Origin of the sequence: Microcella sp. (assembly GCF_019739195.1) — a bacterium.
Classification (GTDB): domain Bacteria; phylum Actinomycetota; class Actinomycetes; order Actinomycetales; family Microbacteriaceae; genus Microcella.
This window is the reverse complement of sequence record NZ_JAHHDS010000003.1, coordinates 1,134,152-1,155,968: the sequence shown is the minus strand read 5'-3', so window position 1 is coordinate 1,155,968 and position 21,817 is coordinate 1,134,152. Positions and strand designations below refer to the sequence as shown.

At 68.4% G+C, this 21,817-nt stretch carries 12 protein-coding genes; 9 read left to right on the top strand and 3 right to left on the bottom strand.

Going from position 1 to position 21,817, the window contains the following annotated elements; all coding sequences use genetic code 11:
* Window positions 1-213: 213 nt before the first annotated feature.
* The 4 genes from KL788_RS07380 (at window position 214) to sucD (ending at window position 4,362) form a co-directional block, all read left to right on the top strand.
* Window positions 214-549 (top strand): STAS domain-containing protein, encoded by a 336-nt coding sequence (locus KL788_RS07380; RefSeq protein WP_293169929.1) that lies wholly within the window; start codon window positions 214-216, stop codon window positions 547-549.
* Window positions 542-2,152 carry a SpoIIE family protein phosphatase gene (locus KL788_RS07375; protein WP_293169927.1) on the top strand — a complete coding sequence of 537 codons (1,611 nt, stop codon included), beginning with the start codon at window positions 542-544 and terminating at the stop codon, window positions 2,150-2,152. Before KL788_RS07380 ends, KL788_RS07375 begins: the two co-directional genes overlap by 8 nt.
* Before the next feature lie 129 nt (window positions 2,153-2,281).
* Window positions 2,282-3,445, top strand: a complete 1,164-nt coding sequence (sucC, locus tag KL788_RS07370; protein WP_293169925.1) for an ADP-forming succinate--CoA ligase subunit beta — start codon at window positions 2,282-2,284, stop codon at window positions 3,443-3,445.
* A gap of 14 nt (window positions 3,446-3,459) precedes the next feature.
* Entirely contained in the window at window positions 3,460-4,362 is a 903-nt protein-coding gene (gene sucD, locus KL788_RS07365) for a succinate--CoA ligase subunit alpha (RefSeq protein ID WP_293169923.1), read from the top strand.
* A 99-nt stretch (window positions 4,363-4,461) separates the two neighbouring features.
* Here sucD and KL788_RS07360 read toward each other — a convergent pair whose 3' ends face one another.
* Window positions 4,462-4,620 carry a hypothetical protein gene (locus KL788_RS07360; protein ID WP_293169921.1) on the bottom strand — a complete coding sequence of 53 codons (159 nt, stop codon included), beginning with the start codon at window positions 4,618-4,620 and terminating at the stop codon, window positions 4,462-4,464.
* Window positions 4,621-4,717: 97 nt separating this feature from the next.
* On the opposite strand from KL788_RS07360, the gene KL788_RS07355 reads away from it, so the two are divergent.
* Window positions 4,718-5,695, top strand: coding sequence for a GlxA family transcriptional regulator (locus KL788_RS07355; protein WP_293169919.1), 978 nt, complete (start codon window positions 4,718-4,720; stop codon window positions 5,693-5,695).
* 6 nt (window positions 5,696-5,701) lie between these two features.
* On the opposite strand, the gene KL788_RS07350 is transcribed toward KL788_RS07355, so the two are convergent.
* Entirely contained in the window at window positions 5,702-6,403 is a 702-nt protein-coding gene (locus tag KL788_RS07350; protein WP_293169917.1) for a DUF4166 domain-containing protein, read from the bottom strand.
* Complete coding sequence (locus KL788_RS07345) at window positions 6,400-7,008, bottom strand: SRPBCC family protein (protein ID WP_293169916.1); 609 nt, start codon at window positions 7,006-7,008, stop codon at window positions 6,400-6,402. The genes KL788_RS07350 and KL788_RS07345 overlap by 4 nt, the downstream gene beginning before the upstream one ends.
* 310 nt (window positions 7,009-7,318) lie before the next feature.
* Between KL788_RS07345 and KL788_RS07340 the strand changes: the two genes are divergently transcribed.
* The 4 genes from KL788_RS07340 (at window position 7,319) to ptsP (ending at window position 21,805) form a co-directional block, all read left to right on the top strand.
* Window positions 7,319-17,665 (top strand): MBG domain-containing protein, encoded by a 10,347-nt coding sequence (locus KL788_RS07340; RefSeq protein WP_293169914.1) that lies wholly within the window; start codon window positions 7,319-7,321, stop codon window positions 17,663-17,665.
* Window positions 17,666-17,727: 62 nt separating this feature from the next.
* The gene (gene dhaK, locus KL788_RS07335) at window positions 17,728-18,723 is read left to right on the top strand and encodes a dihydroxyacetone kinase subunit DhaK (protein ID WP_293169912.1); all 996 of its coding nucleotides are present in this window, start codon (window positions 17,728-17,730) and stop codon (window positions 18,721-18,723) included.
* On the top strand, window positions 18,720-19,370 hold the full coding sequence (gene dhaL / locus KL788_RS07330) for a dihydroxyacetone kinase subunit DhaL (RefSeq protein ID WP_293169910.1): 651 nt from the start codon (window positions 18,720-18,722) through the stop codon (window positions 19,368-19,370). The genes dhaK and dhaL overlap by 4 nt, the downstream gene beginning before the upstream one ends.
* Window positions 19,367-21,805 (top strand): phosphoenolpyruvate--protein phosphotransferase, encoded by a 2,439-nt coding sequence (gene ptsP, locus KL788_RS07325; RefSeq protein WP_293169908.1) that lies wholly within the window; start codon window positions 19,367-19,369, stop codon window positions 21,803-21,805. Before dhaL ends, ptsP begins: the two co-directional genes overlap by 4 nt.
* Window positions 21,806-21,817: the final 12 nt, after the last annotated feature.

Below are 21,817 nucleotides of genomic sequence, written 5' to 3'. Positions count from 1 at the left end.
CACCTCCGCATTGAACCCGATCGAACGGCTGTAGCCGTTCGAGCCCGTTTATCTGTTCGACGCTCGTTCGCGTCGAACCCGATCGAAAAGCTCTGAGCCCATTGGTGCGCCGCCGCTCCTGCGGCGCACGACGCTCCGCGCGCCGCACATGCCGCCGCGCTGCGCGGCCCGCGCCAGGGATAATGGGGGCATCAGCCGACAAGGGGAGTCGCGATGGACATCACAGTGGTGCACCACCCGTTCGGGGTAGCGGAGGTGGGTGTCGCTGGCCGCCTCAACATGGTCACGGCCGCGCGACTGCGCGAGGCCATCCAGGGCGCCGTCGACGACCACCACCCGAACGTCGCGGTCGACATGTCCCGCGTCGTCTTCCTCGACTCGTCGGGTCTCGGCGCGCTCATCGCGAGCCTCAAGGCCGTGCGGGCCTCAGGCGGAGACCTGCGGCTTGTGAGACCTGCCGAGCAGGCTCAGCTCGTGCTCGAGCTCACGAACATGGGCTCGGTGCTCGCGAGCTTCGACTCGGTCGATGCCGCCTTCCCGCATGACTGAACTCGTCTCTCGCACAGTGCGGCTCAGCAGCCCTCCTGACTCGGTCGACACCGTGCAAGATCTGCTCGCGACGATCTGGGCGCAAACACCCGGGCTCGACGACGCTGACCGCATGGCGGCCGAGCTGGCCATCGTCGAGCTGGCGGCGAACGTCATCGAGCACGCTAACGGGGGCGGCGACATCGCCTTCTCGCTCTCGATCGTGGTGTTCGAGGACCGCATCGAGGCCACCGTGACCGACAGCGGCTCTGTCGAGCGGGTGAATCTCGACGATCGCGCCATGCCCGAGTCGATGGCCGAGCGCGGGCGAGGGCTTCCTCTTATGCAGATGCTCAGCGACAGTGTCGAGCACCACCGCGTGGAGGGGTCGAATCACTGGACGGTCGTGCGGGCTCGACGCGCATCGAGCCCGCGTGCTCGGCGTTCGATGCCGTCGATCTCGATCGCCGGAGTCATCGACGAGATGGCTCGTCAACGCGCTCTCGACGACATGGGCATTCTCGACACGCCTCCCGAAGAGCGCTTCGATCGTGTGACGCGCCTCGCCGCGCAACTGTTCGGGGTCGAGTCGGCGGCCGTGAACATGATCGATCATGACCGTCAGTGGTCCAAGTCGCTGACGGGTCTCGGCTCAGAGGAGATTGCCCGCAGCGAGTCGATGTGCACGATCACTGTGCAGTCTGACGAGGCGCTCGTGGTGCCCGACCTCCTTGCTGATGAGCGCTTCGCTGCCAAGGCGAATCCTGACACTCTGAGGTTCTACGCGGGCTTTCCGCTCTACGCGCCCGGCGGCGAGCGCATCGGCGCGTTCTGCGTCTACGACTCGCAGCCGCGCCACTTCTCGGCGCGCGAGACTGAGATGCTGCGCGACCTCGCTGCGTGGGTGCAGCAAGAGCTGACGGTGAGCCAAGAGCTCAGCCGAGCATCCGAAGTGCAGCAGGGCCTGCTGCCGCAGAAGCTGCTGAGCATGCCGGGGTGGCAGATCGCGGGTGTCTGCATTCCCGCGCGAGCCGTCGGGGGCGACTTCTATGACTGGTACCCGGTGGGCGAAGGGGCGGCTTTCACGCTCGCCGATGCCATGGGCAAGGGCATCGCGGCGTCGATCATCGCCGCGACGGTGCGCGCAGTGCTGAGGTCGGCTGCCCGGTTCGCCGATGTGGTCGGCGCGGTCGACGCGGCCTCGGCGGCGCTCTCGATCGATCTCGACAACGCCGGCGTTTTCGTCACGGCTTTTCACGCGCGCCTCGACATGGATTCGGGCACGCTGACCTACGTGGATGCCGGCCACGGCCTCTCGATCGTGTCGCGCGCCGACGGCTCATCGCAGCGGCTCACGTCGACCGCGCCGCCCCTGGGCGTCGACCCCGAGACAGAGTGGACGCAGCAGACGGTCGATCTCGACCCGGGCGACACCCTCATCGTCGTGAGCGACGGTGTGCTCGACCTCTATGACGGCACGCTCGCCTCGCTCGACAACCTCGTGGCGCTGGCGATGCTCTCGCGGGATCCGTGGGAGATCATCGAGGCGATCCGCGCCCGCGCTCGCGGTTTCTCCGCCGACGATGTGACCGTGCTGATCGTGCGGCGCGACGACGCCGGTTGAGGGCGGGGTCGACTTGGTCGCCGGTCGAGGCCTTTGCTGGGCGGCGGTAGAGTAGAGCCTGCGATTTCTCTCGACATCGAGAGATCGATCGCATCAGCCCTTTTTTCGCACGCGGATGGGACGAACAGCGTGGATCTTTTCGAGTATCAGGCCCGAGACCTCTTCGAGAAGCACGGTGTTCCCGTGCTGCAGGGCATCATCGCCGACACCCCTGAAGAGGCGAGGGCGGCAGCCGAGTCGATCGGCGGCGTGACCGTCGTCAAGGCGCAGGTCAAGGTGGGCGGCCGCGGCAAGGCCGGCGGCGTGAAGGTCGCCAAGACCGCGGATGACGCCGAGGCAGCAGCCCGCGACATTCTCGGCCTCGACATCAAGGGCCACGTCGTCAAGCGCGTCATGGTCGCGCAGGGAGCCGACATCAAGGAGGAGTACTACTTCTCGGTGCTGCTCGATCGCGCCAATCGCAACTACCTGGCGCTGTGCAGCTTCGAGGGCGGCATGGAGATCGAACAGCTCGCCGAAGAGCGCCCCGAGGCGCTCGCGCGCATCGCGGTCGACCCCGGTGTCGGCATCACGCTCGAGAAAGCCCGCGAGATCGCGGTCGCCGCGAAGTTTCCGGCCGAGCTCGTCGACAAGGTCGCCCCCGTCTTCGTGACGCTCTACGACGTGTACGTGAAAGAAGACGCGACGCTCGTCGAGGTCAACCCGCTCGTGCTCACGGGCGCCGGCGACATCGTGGCGCTCGACGGCAAGGTCAGCATCGATGAGAACGCCGCATTCCGTCAGCCGGGTCACGAGGCTCTGGAAGACAAGGATGCTGCTGACCCGCTCGAGGCGAAGGCCAAGCAGCACGATCTCAACTACGTGAAGCTCGACGGCGAGGTCGGCGTCATCGGCAACGGCGCCGGGCTCGTCATGTCGACGCTCGACGTCGTCGCCTACGCGGGTGAGGCTCACGGCGGCGTCAAGCCGGCGAACTTCCTCGACATCGGCGGTGGAGCCTCGGCCGAGGTCATGGCCGCGGGCCTCGACGTCATTCTCGGCGACCCGCAGGTCAAGAGCGTGTTCGTCAACGTCTTCGGCGGCATCACGGCGTGCGACGCGGTGGCCAACGGCATCGTTGCGGCGCTCGAGATGCTCGGCGACACGGCGACCAAGCCGCTCGTCGTGAGGCTCGACGGCAACAACGTCGAAGAGGGCCGCCGCATTCTCGCGGCCGCCAACCACCCGCTCGTGACGCTCGCGAGCTCCATGGACGAGGGCGCCGACAAGGCTGCTGAACTGGCTGCGAAGTAAGGGATACGCGAACAATGTCGATCTTCCTCAACAAGGATTCGAAAGTCATCGTGCAGGGCATCACGGGCGGTGAGGGCACGAAGCACACCGCCCTCATGCTCAAGGCTGGCACGCAGGTCGTCGGCGGTGTCAACGCCCGCAAGGCCGGCACGACCGTGACCCACACCGCGGCCGATGGCTCGACCGTCGAGCTTCCCGTCTTCGCCACCGTCGCCGAGGCCATGTCGGCCACGGGCGCCGACGTCTCGATCGCCTTTGTGCCGCCGGCGTTCTCGAAAGACGCCGCGTTCGAGGCGATCGACGCGGGCATCCCGCTGCTCGTCATCATCACCGAGGGCATCCCCGTGCTCGACACCGCCGAGATCTGGGCGCACGCTCAGGCGAAGGGCAACGCCACGCGCATCATCGGCCCGAACTGCCCCGGCATCATCACGCCGGGCGAGGCGTTGGTCGGCATCACGCCCGCCAACATCACGGGCAAGGGCCCCATCGGCCTCGTGTCGAAGTCGGGCACGCTGACCTACCAGATGATGTACGAGCTGCGCGATCTGGGCTTCTCGACCGCGATCGGCATTGGCGGCGACCCCATCATCGGCACGACGCACATCGATGCTCTCGCGGCCTTTGAGGCCGATCCGGAGACGAAGGCGATCGTCATGATCGGCGAGATCGGCGGCGACGCCGAAGAGCGCGCGGCCGACTTCATCAAGTCCAACGTCACGAAGCCTGTAGTCGGATACGTCGCTGGCTTCACGGCTCCTGAGGGCAAGACCATGGGTCACGCTGGCGCGATCGTCAGTGGCTCGGCGGGCACCGCCCAAGCGAAGAAGGAGGCCCTCGAGGCCGCCGGAGTCAAGGTCGGCAAGACGCCGAGCGAGACGGCAGCGCTCATGCGTGAGGTCATCGCGGCGCTTTAGCCGTAACGAAGAACGACGGCCCTGCCGCTCCCCTGGATGGGGCGGCAGGGCCGTCGCCGTGTGCGGCGCGCGACGAGCGTGTATCGCGCCCCGCACGCTCTATGCGCGATCGCTCCAGGCTGCGTACGGCTCGTCGCGCTCGTACTCCCGCAACGGTCGACGGTCAGGTGCACGGCGGTACCCGTCGCGATGCACGGCGCTCACCGTGCCCGCGATCGCTCCCACCGCGAGAGTGAGGAGAAGGATCAGCGAGGTCATGGCTGAAAATCTATGGTCGCCAAGACTGAGCCACGAGTGGCAGAAATGACACAGTTCAGTGATTTCATGCCATCCTGGTGCGGGAGGTGGTGTCGCCATGCTCACGTCCGTGGTCGCTTTGGCGATTCCCGGGGTAGCGCCATTCGAGTTCGGCGTTCTGTGCGAGGTGTTCGGACTCGATCGCACGGCCATGGGTGGCCCGGCCTTCGACTTCTGCGTCGCCACCGCCGAACCGGGCCCCGTGCCGACGAGCATGGGCTTCGACATCGTTGTCGAGAACGATCTCTCAGTCGCGGCGCACGCCGACCTCATCGCGGTCTCCGCACGCAGCATCGGGCCCGTCGACGAGCGGTATCTCAAGGTCATCAGAGCGGCAGAAGCTCGCGGTGCGTGGGTGCTGAGCGTCTGCAGCGGCTCGTTCGTACTCGGAGAGTCGGGCATTCTCGATGGCCGACGCAGCGCCACGCACTGGATGTACGCCGATGAGATGCAACGCGCATACCCTCGCACCACGGTCGATGCTGATGTGCTCTTCGTCGAAGACCGACGGGTCATCACAGGGGCGGGCACGGCTGCCGGCATTGATGCCTGCCTGCACCTCGTGCGGCGCGAGCTCGGTGCCGCGGCGGCAACAGTCATCGCTCGCCGCATGGTCGTGCCGCCGCAGCGCGATGGCGGACAGAGCCAGTACATCGCCCCGCCTCCTCGCCACGCAGACGAGTCTCCGTTCAGCCGACTGACCGAATGGATGCTCGATCATCTCGACGACGAGCTCACGGTAGACCAACTCGCCCGTCAGGCCCACATGTCGAGCAGAACCTTCTCGCGCCGTTTTCGCTCAGAACTCGGCACGAGCCCCGCGGCGTGGCTCAACCGGCAGCGCACCCTGCGCGCGCAGCACCTGCTCGAGCAGAGTCAGCACTCGGTCGACGAGATCGCGCGGCTCTGCGGCTTCGGCACGGCGTCAGTGCTGCGACACCACTTCCTGCGCACGCTGCACACCACGCCACGCGATTACCGTCGAGCGTTCGGAGCACACGCCGTCGATGAGGGCGAGCGCACTCGAGCGTCGTAGCGACGGCTATTCGCGGCGCTCGTGCCGCACCGGCAGCACATGCGCGGGCGGAGCATCGCCCACGGGCGGGAACTGGCACGTGAAGCGACCCTCGTACCCGAAGAGGAAGCCGAAAGCGCGGTTGCGTACCTCGAGCCGGATGACGAACTCGCCGGTGTCGTCGTCGAACGACTCGTGCAGGTCGGCGCGGCCCGAGAACAGCATCGGAAAGCGGAACGCGAGGGGCCCGGCGTAGAAGCGCTGAGCATCTGATCGCAAGCGCAGCGAGCCGTCGGGCTCTGCGGTCAGCTCGAGGTCGACCGCGAGGTGCTGGTGGGTTCCGAGGTAGTCGACGACGCGCCCGTTCTGACCGAGGATCATCGTTGCGTCGAATCGCCCGGGCTTGCCGGGTCGGTCGGGGTAGGCGAAGGTGCGCACGAAGGTCACCGTCTCGCGCCCGAACGGGTCGACGTACGGGTAGTTCTCGACCGTGAACGGCACCTCATCGCCGGGGTAGGGGGCCAGGATGTTGCGGATGCGCCCGATGTGCATGAACGGAACCGTCCACCACGGCCCGCGCCTGATGCGCGTCATGACGCCGCGCCCGACGCACGCGTAGCCGCCTGCGAGGCTCACGCCGAAGCGGCGCTGCAGCATCGGATGCAGGCGGTCGAAGTCGCCACCCATGGCGGTGGCGAACATGCTGCGCGCGGTGCCGGTCGACGTCACGGTGCGTCCAGGGTCGCGAGCGAGGCGGGGGCGTCGGCCATCGCGGTCGGCCTCCCGATGCTCCAGAGGCAGTCGGATGCTCGCGGTCGGTCGCGCGCCCCCGGCAGCGCCATCTTCCACAGCGGCCAGCGCTCGGGCGGCTCATCGGCCTCGGCCCACCGGCGCAGGCGCGCGAAGCTCGCGGCGGTCATCCACGCCACGAGTCGCCGCACGACGAACCTGTCGAGCAGGGCGCCCCAGCCTGGTTCGTAGTCGTAGCCGGTGATGAACCGCACCCCGCCGTCGACGGGCTCGTAGCGCCAGTAGCCGCGGCCATCGCGCAGGGGCGAGAGCCTATCGGTCGTCGTGAATCGCAGGGCCGAGGTGCGGGCGCCGTCTGAGCCCTCGCGCGAGCCGAGCGAGATGCCCGTGCCTCGAATCGTGCGCACCAGCAGGCGGCGCTCGTACGTGAACCGCCACAGGCCGTCGCCGCCCTGCTCGGTGGGCACGATGCGGCTGAAGCGGGCATCCCACCGCGCATGTAGCTCGGGGTCTTGCGTGAGCTTCCACACCCTCTCCAGGTCCGCGTCGATGAGTGCCTCAACGCGGATCGAACGATTGCTCACGGGCTCAGTGTGTCACGCGCATGCGTTCACGCTGATGCTGCGCACCAGGCCTTCTCGACACCCCTCGCGCAGGGGTCCCGCATTCGGGGGGTGTCGTTCGCAGAGCGAACTCCTCCCGTTGTGAACACGATTCAAGGCCAATACCGTGGCGTGACCTGAACTCGCTTCGCCGACTGGGCGAAGTGCGGTCGTGGAGCGCTGCTCACGAGCGATCGGCGTACATCAACGGAGAGAGAATCCCATGGCGTCGACCCCCCGGCCTTTCCTGTCTCTTGTCCGCCCGGTTCGCCCTCTCGCAGCCTTACTCGCTGTGCTTATCGGAGTCTCGCTCATCGCACCCGCCGCGACGGCTCCTGCGTGGGCTAGCTCTGGCTCGATCACGAGTGTCGCGCCCGATCAGGGCACGACCTTGGGCGGCACAGCCATCGAGATCGTCGGTACGGGCTTCGGTGACAGTGGCACTCCAGTTGTGACGATCGGCGGCAACCCCGCCACATCAGTCGTGCGGCACAGCGACACGCTCGTCACCGCCGTGACACCCGCGGGCAGTGCCGGAGCAGCGACCGTGGCTGTAACTCCTCAAGGCGGCGAGCCGATCACGCGCGTCGGAGCCTTCGAATACCGCTCGAGCTTCGCCGCGCCCACCATCACGACCGTCGCTCCGAGTGAGGGCTCTGCGCCCGGCGGCGAGCTCGTCACGATCGGTGGTTCGGGTCTCTACGCCGTCACCCACGTGCGCTTCGGCTCGGTCGAGATCGATCACTGGTCGTTCGTCGATCGCGGCGCGAACGGCAGCTCGATCACGATCCGTGCGCCCCAGCGTGCACCGGGCACTGTCGATGTCGCCGTCGTCACCTCGACCCAGGTCGTGCAGCGCGACGACGCCTACCGCTACCTCCAGCCCACCGTGACCTCCATGACTCCGACCTCGGGCCCCGAGACCGGTGGCACGCGCGTGACCATCACGGGTGCGGGCTTCGGCGTCACCGGCACGCCGAGCGTGACGATCGGTGGTGTTTCGGCAACCGCGATCACACGGGTCTCGAGCACGAGCATCCAGGCCACCACTCCCTCGGGCGTCGTCGGCAGCGCCCCCGTTGTCGTGCGCATCACGGCCGTGAGCCCCGCGCTGACGGCCACCGGTTCGCTGAACTACACCTACGCGGCGGTGCCGACCGCCCCCACGATCACCGCGGTCACCCCGAACCGCGGCCCCCTCGCCGGTGGCGAGAACGTCACCATCACGGGAACGAACTTCACCCCTTCCACTACGGTGACCTTCGGCGACAACGCTGCGGCCGTGCAGTCGGTGGTGGCGGGCGGCACCTCGATGGTCGTGCGCGTGCCTGCGGGCGCCGCCGCCGCCGCGGTGTCGGTGCGCGTCACGAACGCAGCGGGCGCAGCGACTCTGCCGCGCGGGTACACCTATGCGGCAGTGCCCTCGATCTCGTCCGTCTCGCCGAGCACGGTGCTGATCAACGGCGGAGGGCTCATCACCGTGGCGGGCTCGGGTTTCGGTGCGAGCGGCACCCCCGTGGTGACCGTGGGCGGCCGGCCTGCGACGTGCGTGGTGCGCACGAGCGACACCCAGCTCACCGCGGTTGCGCCTGATGGCTTTGCCGGGCCGGCCACCGTCACGGTGGCGCCTGACACACGGGGCGGCACAGCCACCCTGACCAACGCCGTCACCTATGCCGCGGCCACCACGACACCGACCATCTCGTCGATCTCGCCCTCGAGCGGCATCACCGCCGGCGGCACAAGCGTCACGATCAGCGGCACGGGCTTCGGCAGCACGACACCGGTGGTGCGCTTCGGCACTGCGTGCGCAGCGGCGATCATCTCGCACAGCCCCACGAGCATTGTCGCCGTCGCGCCTCCCGGCACGCTCGGCGCCGCCGACCTCAGCGTGACCATGCAGACCGGCCGAGTCGTCTCGACCGATGGTTTCACCTACACCGCGCCCCCCACCTTCTCAGCCGTCTCGCCCAACTGGGGCTACTCGGCCGGGGACGCCTCCGTGACCATCGTCGGTCGCGGCTTCGGCGAGGGTACCCCTGCCGTGACGTTCGACGGTGTGCCTGCGACCGTCACGAGCAGCACCGACGAGTTCATCTACGTGACCGTTCCGCCCGGCACCGTCGGTGCTGCCGATGTCGTCGTGACGCCGCAGGGCGGCACGCCCCTGCCCAAGCTCAACGCCTTCACCTATCGTGCGGCGCTCGTGCAGTCGCTGCTGCCCGAGGCGGGTCCCGAGAGCGGCGGCACCACGGTGACGATCACCGGTGAAGGCTTCGGCTCGGGAACGCCGAGCGTGACGTTTGGCGGGGTGCCCGCGACGAGCCTCCAGTTGCAGTCCAGCACGCGCATCACGGTCGTGACTCCCGCGGGAACAGGAGCCGCCGACGTGCGCGTGACGCCCGCGCAGGGCTCCGGAAACGGTGTGCTGAGCGCCGGCTACCGGTACGTGCCCGAGATTCGCACCCCCATCATCACGTCGTCGCTGCCGGTGCGCGCACCGCAGTCGGGCGGCACCCTCGTCACCGTGCTCGGCGAGCACTTTCTCGGCAGCAACGATGTGGCGGCAAGCGTCTGGTTCGAGCGTGGCGGAGTGGTGTACGCCGTCAGCGACCTCACCGTCGTCGATCAAGGACGCGTGACTTTCCGTACCCCTGCGCTGGCGTCGGGCGTCTACCAGTTGCGGGTCACGACGAACGAGGGCTTCGCGCTTCTCAACTACGCCCTCACCGTGCCCTACCCGCCGGTGATCGACAGCTGCAGTGCTGTCTCGCCGCGCTACCTCTACCTCGATGAGAACCCCGGAGACGTGACCGTCACGGGTACAGGTTTCGGCGATGGCACGCCCGTCGTGACGATCGGTGGCGTCATCGCCGAGGTCGTCAGCAGCACCGACACCTCGGTGCGCTTCGAGGTGCCTCCGTCGCTCGCACCGGGCAACCCGACCGTCGTCGTCTACCCGTCGACGGGCGCGGGGGCCTTCGAGATCGCCTCATGCCTCACTGCCTACGCGACGCTCACGATCGACCCTGACGACACGACCATCAACTACGGCGACCCGACCCCGGTCTTCACGTCGACGACGAGCGGACTGCGGGGCGGCGACACCATCGCCTCGGTGCGCTACATCTTCTCGGGCGAGTACTACTACTCGACGACGCCTCCGACTCGCGCCGGGGTGTACACGATCACCGTCGACGACGTGACCCTCGACCCGGGCCGTCGCGCCGACTACTCGCTCGAGCGTCTTTCCGGCACCTTCACGATCATCGGTCAGTCGGCCACGGTGCGCACGACGATCGCCGACCGCGTCTACGGTTCGACCGAGTCGATCACGACCACGGCGACGGGTCTCATCGAGGGCGACGAGCTGCACGGCGTCGAACTGGTCTACCAGGGCACTCTGCGCTCGGGCAGTTCTTTCGGTCCCACTCTCGCGGCGCCGACCGGTGCCGGTGACTACACCGTGACCCCGCGCAACGCCGATGTGGGCGAGAACACCGACAACTACGACTTCCTCTACATCGGAGACAGCTTCCGCATCGACCCGCGCCCGATCACGATCACGATCGACGACGTGCAGAAGCAGTACGGCCAGGTCGACCCCGAGTTCACCTACCAGATCACGACCGGCTCACTCGTCGAGGGAGACGTGCTCGAAGACCTGCTCGTTCGGGATGCAGGAGAGGATGTGCGCCCGGCGAACCTCGGCTACCGCATCACGGGTGACGCCGATGCAGGACCGAACTACCTCATGACCATTGTCGATGGCCGACTCTTCATCACTCCCAAGCCCATCTCTGTGAGCGTCGCCGATGCGGTGAAGTACTACGGCGATGACGACCCGCAGTTCACGGTCATCGCGCAGGGCCTCGTCGGCGATGACGAGCTCGAACTCACCATCTCTCGCGACCCGGGCGAAGACGTCGCGTTCTACGACATTCACGCCGACGGCGAGAGCCCCACGCTCAACTACGAGATCGTCGAGACCGAGTCGGGCCAGTTGCGCATCGACCCGCGACCGATCACGGTCGGCATCAACGACCTCACCCTCACGTACGGTGACCCGATCACGGGCTGGTCGCCTCGAGTGCTCGCGGGGTCGCTCGCGTTCAGCGACACCCTGGGCACGGTGACGGTCGAACTGCCCGAGGCGACCGCGACCCCGCGCGACGCTGGTGACTACACCGGCACCGCGACGGCAGTGCAGATCGTGGGCGGCAACGCCGCGAACTACGACATCACCTATGGCACTGGCCTGCTCACGATCGATCCGAAGCACGTGTTCGTGCAGGTCGGTTCCGCAGAGATCGCCTATCTCGACCCTGAAGCCGAGATCGGCGTGACGGCAACCGGGCTCTTGCCGGGGCATGATGTGATCGGCGCCACGTTCCTCTACAGCGAGGGCGAGGGCGAGTCGAGTGCAGCGCAACCTACCGCGGTGGGCGAGTATGCGATCGAGCTCGACTGGATCGACTTCGGCACTGCTGCCGGAAACTACGACGTATCGAGCACTGGCGGCTCGTTCACGATCACGCGCCGTGCCCTGCAGGTGTCGGTCGCTGACGCCAGCAAGACCTATGGCCAGGTCGACCCCCAACCGGTGGTATCGCTCGCGGGCGACTCGATCGAGGTCGAGCTGTCTGGCGACGATCGCGATGCTGTCGAGGCCTCGGTCTCGCGCGCGGCAGGCGACTATGTCGGTTCGTACGACTACCTGGTGGATGCTGATGCCGAGTCGAACTTCGTCATCGAGATCATCGACGACGGTGCTCTGACCATCACGCCCAAGGCCATCTCGGTCACTGCCGAGGCTGCCACGAAGGTGTACGGCGACGCCGACCCGACGTTCGTCGCGGTCTCGAACGACCTCGTGGGCGACGACGAGCTGACGGGCACTCTCACTCGTGCCACGGGCGAATCGGTGGGCGCCTACCCGGTGCAGCAGGGCACGGTCGACAACGAGCGCAACCCGAACTACACGATCACGTTCACCGACGGTGAGTTCGAGATCACGCAGCGCGCCATCACCGTCGCCGTGGTCGACGACGTGATCACCTACGGCGACGACGTGCCCGCGTTCACCATCGAGGTCGTCTCGGGCGCCCTGCTCGAGGGGCACACGCTCAACGGTGCTGCGACCGCGCTGTCTCCCGAGATCTCGGGCCGCGCGGCAGTCGGCAGCTACACGGTGACGCCCTCAGAGCTTGCGCTCACCGGAGGCGCCGTCGCGAATTACGCCGTCACCTACCAGGCGGGCACCCTCGAGGTGCAGCAGCGCGAGCTCACCGTGACGGTAGAAGACCAGACCATCGGCTTCGGCGAACCTGTCGCTGCTGTCACGATCGTTTCTACTGGCCTGCAGGCCCCCGACGTCGTTTCTGACTTTTCGGTGCAGTTCCGCGGTATCGAGGGCACTGAGTACGGGCCGAGCACCACCGCGCCCGAAGCTGCCGGCACGTACGCGATCGAGCTCGTCGATATCGAGGTGGGCGCTGAGACCGCCAACTACTCCATCACCGCTGTCGACGGCACTCTCACCATCGAACCTGGGCCGCTCGTCATCATCGTGAATGATGCCAGCAAGGTCTACGGAGACAGCGACCCGCAGTTCACCGTTGACTCGAGCGCCGTGACGGGTATCTCTGAATCTGACGTGGCGGCCATCGAGGCGGCGCTCGTGCGCGTCGAGGGTGAGAACGTCGGCGAGTACGCGATCTCGATCGAAGCGGATGCTGCACTCAACTACGAGGTCGAACTCAGCAATGAGGCACCGACTCCGGTGTTGCGCATCACCGCGAGGCCCATCGTCGTCACGATCGACAATGCAGAGAAGCAGGTCGGCGACAACGACCCGTTTGAGTTCACCTACTCGGTCGACGACCTTGTCTCTGGCGACTCGCTTTCGGGTGCTCCTGAGCGCACGGGTACAGAGGTCCGCGGCACGCACCCGATCACCGCAGGCACGCTCGACGCCGGTACGAACTACACCATGACCGTCAACCCGGGCACCTTCACGATCACCACGCGGTCGATCACGGTCGCGGTCGGTGACGAGTCGATCGCCTACGGCGACAGTCTGCCCACGTGGCAACTCGAGGTCGTCTCGGGCAGCCTGCGCGACGGTGACGACATCGTCGACGCTCTCATCGACTTCGAAGGCGAGGGCGGTGGGCGTCTCGCGCACGGCACCTATACGGCGACGCCGTCGTCGCTCGAGTTCTCGGGCACCGGTACGAGCGAGGAAATTGCCGCCGACTACGTCATCGAGTACGAATCGGGCACGCTCACGGTGACGCCGCGCGAGATCACGATCGCGATCAACGACGCAGTCAAGATCTATGGTGACGCCGACCCCGCGTTCACGGTCGACGACAGTGCGTTGCTCGATGGTGACTCGCTGACGGGTGCTGCTCAGCGCGACGAGGGCGAAGCGGTGGGTGATTACACCATCGGCTCGGGCACCCTCAGCGCTGGTGAGAACTACGACGTCACGTGGACCACGGGCACGCTGACCATCAACCAACGCGCGATCACGATCACGGCCACCGACCGCGAAAAGGTCTACGGAGAGGCCGACCCGGCGCTGACCTGGAGCCTCACCGACGGCACGATCGTCGAGGGAGACACCCTGGAGGGGCTGCTGCAGCGCGCTCGGGGTGACGACGTCATCGACGGCGGCTACGCAATCACGGGCGTCGACGGCGCCGAACCGAACTACGACACCACCGTCATTCCCGGCACCTTCACCATCACGCCCGCGACCATCTCGATCGCGATCGACAACGCCGAGAAGGAGTTCGGCACCGACGACCCGACCTTCACGTACGAGGTCACGGGACTCCTCGACGGCGACACGCTCTCGGGTGCTCCCTCGCGCGATGAAGGTGAAGGCCGCGGAACGTGGACGATTCGCGTCGGCACTCTCGACGCGGGCGACAACTACGCGATCGGCACGGTCACGAACGGCACGCTGACGATCACGCCTCGCGCGATCGTCGTGGGGGTGCTCGACCGCGAGATCGACTACGGCCAGGCCGATGGCGCATTCACGCCGACCATCATCGAAGGCGGGCCGCTCGTCGGCGACGATGACCTCACGAGCATCGTCGCGACCGTCGAGTCGGCGGCAAGCCCTCGGCCGGTGGGCACCTACGACGTCAGCACGAGCGACGCGGTGATCGCCAATGGCGACGCTGCTGACTACGCGATCGAGTACCGTTCGGGCACCCTCACGGTGAGCCAGCTCGCGATCACGATTTCGATTGCTGACGCAGAGAAGCAGTACCTCGCCTCCGACCCCAGCATTGACATCGACGACAGCGCGCTGCTCGAGGGCGACGCGCTGAGCGGTGCTGCTACCCGCGAGGAAGGTGAGTTGGTCGGCGAGTACGACTACACGCAAGGCACCTTGGATGCTGGTCTCAACTACGCCGTGACCTGGCAGTTCGGCGCGCTCACGATTGTGCAGTTGCCCGTCGTCATCGACATTGCCGATGACAGCAAGGTCTACGGCGAGGGCGATCCTTCGAGTTTCGACTTCACGGCGCCCGAGGGAGTCGCGCTTTCTGCGGGCGACCTTGAGGCAATTGCAGCCCTGATCGGGCGCGAGAGCGGCGACGATGCCGGCGACTACGCACTGCAGCTGTCGGGCAGCGACGCGGGCAACGTGACCGTCACGGGCGATACCGCGACCTTCACGATCGACCCGAAGCCCATCACGGTATCGGCCGTGGCTGACTCGAAGATCTACGGCGACGATGATCCTGCACTGCAGGCTCAGTCGGCCGGGCTCGTCGGCAGTGATGAGTTGGCGGGAACCCCGAGTCGCGCTGCGGGCGAGGGTGTCGGTGGCTACCTCATCACGCAGGGCACGGTCGAGACCGCGTCGAACCCCAACTACGTCATCACCTGGAGCTCTGAGGCTGAACTGACCATTGAGCAGCGGCCTCTCGAGCTGACGATTGATGATGGCGACAAGGTCTACGGCGAACCAGACCCGAGCTTCACGACGCAGATCACCAGCGGCTCGCTCGTGGGTACTGATGCGATCACGGGTTCGCCGGTGCGTGAAGTCGGTGCCGATGTCGACGACTACGTGATCGCCCGTGGCACGGTCGCCGTGTCGGCAAACTACGATCTCACCGTCGTTTCGGGCACCTTCACGATCACCTCTCGCCCGATCTCGATCGACATCGAGGATGCCGAAAAAGAGTTCGGCGACGATGAGCCCGAGAGCTTCGCGTGGAGCATCGGCGAGGGCACGCTCGTGGGCGGCGACGAGATCATGGGAGCACCTGACCGCGCGGCCGGCGAGAACCGTGGCGAGTACGCGATCGGGCTCGGCTCGCTCAGCGCAGGCTCGAACTACGCGCTGTCGACTGATGGCGGTACGTTCACGATCACTCCGCGCGCCGTCACAGTGACAGTGCTCGACGCCGAGAAGGTCTTCGGCGAGGACGACCCAGAGTTCGAGTTCGAGATCACCGTCGGCAGCCTGCTCGACGAGTCCGATGCGGCGATCGTCGCGGGCGAGCTCGGTCGCGATGACACGAGCGACGACGTCGGCGAGTACGAGGTGACGGCCCAGCCGAGCCCGGTCGCGAACTACGTCGTCACCGCGGTGCCCGGCACTCTTACGATCTCGAAGCGACCGGTGACGGTCACACCCGATGACGTCTCGAAGACCTACGGCGAGAGCGATCCGTCGTTGACGTTCTCGGTCTCCAACGGTGTCGAGGGCGAGCCCGTGCTCGGAACGCTGTCGCGGGCTGAGGGCGAGAACGTGGGCGGCTACGCGATCACGGGAGGCACCGTCGCGAACGCTCTCAACCCGAACTACACGGTGACGGTTGCGACGGGCTCTGAGCTCACGATCGAAGCTCGACCCGTCACGGTCACGGTCGGCGGCACGGGCAAGACCTACGGCGATGCCGACCCCGACTCGCTCGGTGCCGTCATCACCGATGGTTCACTCGTGGGCGAAGACCTGCTCGAGGGCGCTCCACAGCGCGCACCGGGTGAAGACGCCGGCACCTACGTGGTGACGCGCGGCACGCTTGACCTGGGTGCGAACTACGAGCTCACCGTGGTCGATGGCACCTTCACGATCGCCCAGCGCACGCTGACGCTCGCGCTGGGCTTCTCGATCTCGGCCTACGGCGAGCCGATCGCTCCCGCGGTGCCGAGCGTGAGCGGCCTGCAGTTCGACGATGCGATCGTCGGGCAGGTCGAGACCTTCGACGGCAGCACCGTCGTTTCGACCGAACCGGGCATGAGCATCCGCTCGATCCAGTCGGTGACGACCGCACCCGGAGCATCGAGCAATTACGTGCTCGACGTCTCTGTCGGCACTCACATCATCGCGGGACCCACAGCGTTGCGTATCGACCCCGCTGAGGGGCTGACGTCGGGCGGTCTTCCGTTCACGATCACGGGCAGCGGGTTCGGCGCCGAGGCGCCGGAGGTTCTCTTCGACGGCGTTCCTGCGACAGAGGTCGTGCTCGAGGGTCACGACCGCATCAGCGGCCTGACCCCGGCGCACGACGCGGCGACGGTCGATGTGACGGTGGTGACGGGCGCGGGCGAGACCGTGCTCACGCAGGCGTACACCTACGTCGAGCCGATTCCCGGTCCGGTCGTGCTCAGCATGTCGCCCGGCTTCGGCCCGGTCGATGGCGGCACCGAGATCACGGTCACGGGAGCCCACCTGGTCGGCAGCGACGGCGAGCCCGCCGAGGTGCTGCTCGATGGTGTTCCCGTAGCCGACGTGCGTGTCGCTGACGACGGTGAGTCGCTCATCGCTGTAACCGCGCCGGCCCCGGAAGGCCCGCGCGACGTCGACATCATGACCTATGACGGCGGCACGACCTTCTTCGACGGCTTCACCTACGTGCCCGGCCCCGCAGCGACGCTCGACGGCACGCTATGGCTCGACCTCAATGGAGACGGTGTGCTCGACGCCGATGAGCCGGGCCTTCCCGGTGTCGGACTCAGCCTGGTGCCTGTGGAGATCGGCCCCTCGAGCGACTCGGTGAGCTTCGAGTCAGCCGATGCCGTCGCCGCCATGGTGACGAGCGACGCGAACGGCGAGTACTCGTTCGGTGAGGTGCCCTTCGGCACCTACCAGCTCGTCGTGCAGCTGCCGGCAGGCACCACGATGACGGCCGGCCCGGGAATCGGTGGTGTCTCTGAGCTCATCACCGTCGATGACACGACGACCGATCTCGCGATCGGCCTCGCGGGCGACGAGTCGCTGACCATCACGGTGACGATGGCCGACGGCGAGCCCGTGCCGGGCGCCACGGTCGAGGCGCGCTGGTCGGGCGTCGACGGTCTCTGCGACACGGCCGACGACCTCGTGCTGGTGGCCGACACCGACATCGAGGGTCAGGTGCGGTTCACGGGAGTTCCGGCCGGGCTCTGGTGCGTCACCGCGTCGGCGACCGGGTGGCAGCCGCAGCGGGCTGAGGTCGAAACCGGGGGCGGTGCCGACGCGACTCTCTCGATCGTCCTGGGTTCGAGGCTGGCGGCGACGGGCGCGGAGCCTGCGGGCGTGATCGGTCTCGCGATCGCGCTGCTGCTCGGCGGGGCCCTGGCCATCGCGGCTGGCGGCCGACGCCGCCTCGCGCAGCGGTGAGGCGCCGTCGGCGGGTCACCCCCCGCCGACGGCGCATCGCCCCGCCCTAGACTGGCGCTGCGATGAAGAAGCTCATCTCCAACCCCGAGAGCGTGGTCGTCGACGCCTTGCGCGGCATGGCGGCAGCGCATCCCGAGCTGAGCGTCGATCTCGAGCGGCGCATCGTCTACCGCGCCCAACCGAAAGAGCACGGCACGGTCGCGATCGTGAGCGGCGGCGGGTCGGGTCACGAACCCCTGCACGCCGGTTTCGTGGGGTTCGGGATGCTCGACGCGGCCTGCGCCGGCGCCGTGTTCACCTCTCCCACTCCCGACCAGGTGCTCGCCGCCACCCGCGCGGTCGACCGCGGCGCGGGCGTGCTGCACATCGTCAAGAATTACACCGGCGACGTGCTCAATTTCGAGATGGCGGCCGAGCTTGCGGCCGAGGCCCGCATCGAGGTGCGCACCGTCGTCGTGGCCGATGATGTCGCCGTGACCGACTCGCTCTACACCGCGGGTCGCCGAGGCACGGGTGCGACCGTGCTGCTCGAGCGCATCGTGGGTGCGGCCGCCGAGCAGGGGTTCGACCTCGACGAGGTGCACGCTCTCGCCGAGCGTGTCGCCAGTGCTGGCCGGTCGATGGGCATCGCGCTGAGCGGCGCCACGGTTCCGGCCGCGGGGCGCCCGACCTTCACGCTTGGCGACGACGAGATCGAGTGGGGCGTGGGCATTCACGGCGAGTCGGGGCGCGAGCGACAGCCGATGGCTCCGGCGCCTGAGCTCGCGGCTCGACTCGTTCAGCCGCTCGTCGACGACGGACTCGGCACCGGCGACGCGATCGTCATGCTCAGCGGCCTGGGAGCGACGCCGCTCATCGAGCTCTACGGCATGCTCGCCGCCGTTGCGCCGCTGCTCGAGCAGCACGGCGTGCGCCCCGTGCGGGTGCTCGTCGGCGACTACATCACGTCGCTCGACATGGCCGGCTGCCTGCTCACCGTGCTGCCGGTCGACGCCGAGCTGCTGTCGTATTGGGATTCGCCTGTCGACACTCCGGCGCTGCGGTGGGGTCGATCATGACCCTCACCGTGTGCGCCACGAACGACTGGCTGCGCCGCTTCGCGCAGTCGGTCGACGACAACGCGCAGCTGCTGACCGACCTCGATGCCGCGATCGGCGACGCCGACCACGGCAGCAATATGCGTCGAGGCATGCTCGCCGTGGTCGAGCAGCTTGAGAACGAGCCTGCGTCGCAGATCGATGGCGCCCTGCGAGCCGCCGGCATGACGCTCATCAGCACGGTCGGCGGCGCGAGCGGAGTGCTCTACGGCACCTTCCTGCTGCGCATGGCGACCGCGCTCGCCGATCGTGCGACGGCGACGGGGCCCGAGGTGATCGCCGCGCTGCATGCCGGTCTCGAGGGCGTGCGCACGCGCGGCCATGCCGAGCTCGGCGACAAGACCATGGTCGACGTGCTCGCACCTGTGATCGATGCTCTGGATGCCGCCGTCGAGTCGGGCGCCTCGCTCGCCGACGCAGCATCCACGGCCGCAATCGCGGCGCAGGCCGCGCGCGACGCCACCACGGGCCTCGTCGCCCGCAAGGGCCGCGCCAGCTACTTGGGTGAACGCAGCGCCGGCCACGTCGACCCCGGCGCCGCCTCGACGGCCCTGCTCTTCGCGGCGCTCGCGGGCGCGCTGGCTGAGACCGCGGCGGTCGAGGCATGACCGGCGTCGCTGCGTCGCCGCCTCGCGTAGGCCTCGTGCTCGTCTCGCACAGCCCCGCGCTCGCGGCAGCGGCCCGACAGCTCGCCCTCGAGTTCGTCGGGGGCCCCGCGCCGCGCATCGCGATCGCTGCGGGTCGAGCCGACGGTGCCACCGGCACAAACGCGACGCGAGTCGCGGCGGCGATCAGTGAGGCCTCGCAGGGCGTCGGCGTCGTCGTGCTCACCGATCTGGGGTCAGCCGTGCTCGCCGCCGACATGGCGCTTGAGTTGCTCAACGGGCGCATCGACGCGCGCGTCGTGCCCGCGCCCTTCATCGAGGGGCTGCTCGCCGCGGTGGTGCGCGCGAGCGCGGGCGACGATGTCGACACGGTGGCGCGCGAGGCGAGCGCGGCCCTTGACCCGAAACGCGCGCTGCTGGTCGGCGACGACGACACCATCGCACCCTCAGAGGCATCGCCCGTGCCCGAGCGGCCCGAGTCGGTGAACGTCGTGACGGTGCGCAACGAGGGCGGCCTGCACGCTCGGCCCGCGGCTGAGATCGCGGCGCTCGCGGCGGGTTTCAGTGCAGACATCACGCTGACGGTCGCGGGTCGGCCTGCAGCCCCGGCGCGCAGCATGCTGAGCATCTCGATGCTCGTCGCGGGGCCGGGCACGATCATGAGCATCACCGCGGCCGGCGACGATGCGCGCGAAGCCGTCGACGCGATCAGCACTCTCATCGAGAGCGGATTCGGCGAGGCGATCGTCGGCGTCGACGGCCCAGCGGCGACCGTCATCGAGCCGCAGCACGCGGCCGAGAGTGGCGCGCTCGGCGTCAGCGCCGGTCGCATCGTGGGGCCCGTCGCCGTACTCGTGCACCGCATCGATGAGCCCAGCGCGACGGCGATTTTGGCCCCGCCCGCGCGTCGAGCGGCCGCCGACATCGTGGTCGACGCGATGACCGCGACCGCCTCTGCCTACCGGCGCCGGGCGCTCAAGGTCGACGGGCACCGGCGTGAGGTGCTCAACGCTACGGCGGCGCTCGCCGAAGACCCTCTGCTCATCGACACGGCCACCTCGGCCGTGCGCGAACGCGGTCTCACGCCCGAGCGCGCCGTCTGGGAGGCCGTAGGCCGGGCCGCTAGCGAGTACCGCGCGGCGGGGGGAGACCTGGCTGACCGCGTCACCGACCTCATCGATGTGCGCGACCGCGTGATCGCCGAACTGACCGGCACCGAGCCGCCCGGGCTGCCCGAGCGCGACGCGCCCTACGTGCTCGTCGCCGACGACCTCGCCCCCGCCGATACCGTGACGCTCGACCCGACGCGCTGCCTCGCGCTCGTGACCGAGCAGGGCGGGCCCACCTCGCACACCGCGATCATCGCGCGCGAGCTCGGCCTGCCGGCCGTCGTCGGGGTCGCCGGAGCTACCGCGATCGCCGACGGAACTCTCGTGCTCGTCGACGGCGACACGGGCGAGGTCATCGTGCAGCCCGACGCGGCCGCGCAGGCGACGGCGACGGGCGTCATCACGACGGCGCCGTTCATCGGCCCGGGGCAGACGGCCGACGGGCACCGTGTCGTGCTGAGCGCCAACGTCGGGGCCCCGCGCGAGATCGCGCGCGCGGTCGAGCGCGGTGCTGAGGGCGCCGGACTCTTCCGCACCGAGTTCTGCTTCCTCGACCGGGCCGATGAGCCGAGCGTCGACGAGCAGGTCGAGGCCTATCGGGAGGTGTTCGCGGCGTTCCCCGGGCAGCGCGTGGTCGTGCGCACGCTCGATGCAGGCAGCGACAAGCCCCTACCGTTTCTGACGCCCATCGTCGAGCCGAACCCCGTGCTCGGTCTGCGCGGGGTGCGCACGGCTATTCGCGACCCCGAGGTGCTCGAGCGTCAGTTGCGCTCGATCGCCGAGGCGGCTGCGCTCGAGAGCGCTGACGTCGCGGTCATGGCGCCGATGATCGCCACGCTCGGCGAGACGCGCGAGTTCGCGGCCCGCGCCCGTGGAGCGGGCATCGCGAGCGTCGGCATCATGCTCGAGACTCCCGCTGCCGCCATGACGGCCGCCGAGCTGTGCACCGTCGTCGACTTCGTGAGCGTCGGCACCAACGATCTGTCGCAGTACACGATGGCTGCCGACCGCATGTCGGCGGCCCTCGCGCCCCTCGCGAACCCGTGGCAGCCCGCGCTGCTGCGCATGATCCGGCTCGTCGGCGAGGCGACTTCCGCCTCCGACACCCCGATGGGGCTGTGCGGCGAGGCTGCGGCCGACCCCGACTTCGCCGCGGTGCTCGTGGGGCTCGGGGCGACGAGCCTGTCGATGGCCGCGCGCGCGATACCCACGGTGGGCGCGCGGCTTGCCGACGTCACGCTCGAGCAGTGCCGGGCTGCGGCAGCAGCGGCGTGCGCGGCCCCCGACCCCGAGGCCGCGCATGCTGCGGCGCGGGCGAGCCTCGGCTGAGCATCCGGCCAG